Origin of the sequence: Brachybacterium sp. GCM10030268 (assembly GCF_042666305.1) — a bacterium.
Lineage (GTDB): Bacteria > Actinomycetota > Actinomycetes > Actinomycetales > Dermabacteraceae > Brachybacterium.
In genome coordinates, this window is sequence record NZ_JBHTCW010000031.1 from 1 (window position 1) to 599 (window position 599).

Here is a 599-nt window from a genome sequence, read left to right on the forward strand (position 1 = left end):
TGGAGCGGGCGTTCTCGAACCGCTTGGCCACATCGGCCCAGTTCACGATGTCCCAGATCGCCTTGACGTAGTCCGCCTTGACGTTCTGGTAGTCGAGGTAGAAGGCGTGCTCCCACATATCCAGCTGGAACAGCGGGATCGTCGCCACCGGCACCCCGTTCTGCTGATCGTAGAACTGCTCGATCACCAGATTGCCACCGGCCGGCTCGTAGGCCAGCACGGCCCAGCCCGAGCCCTGGATACCCAGCGCCGCCGCGGTGAAGTGGTCACGGAACGCATCGAAGGAGCCGAAGTACTCATCGATCGCGGAGGCCAGCTCACCGGTGGGCTTGTCCCCACCTTCCGGGGAGAGGTTCTTCCAGAAGATCGAGTGGTTCGTGTGACCACCGAGGTTGAACGCCAGATCCTTGGAGAACTGGTTGACCGAGGTGAAGTCACCCGACTCCCGGGCCGCCGCCAGACGCTCCAGCGCCGTGTTCGCGCCCTTGACGTAGGTCGCGTGGTGCTTGGAGTGGTGCAGCTCCATGATCTGCCCCGAGATGGACGGCGCGAGAGCCCCGTAGTCGTAATCGAGATCCGGAAGCGTGTATTCCGCCATG

At 63.3% G+C, this 599-nt stretch carries 1 protein-coding gene; it reads right to left on the minus strand.

Annotated features, from left to right (window positions below; translation table 11 throughout):
* Positions 1-598 (minus strand): superoxide dismutase (locus ACFQRD_RS16680; protein WP_377804795.1); only part of this gene is annotated, 598 nt, incomplete at its 3' end.
* Position 599: the final 1 nt, after the last annotated feature.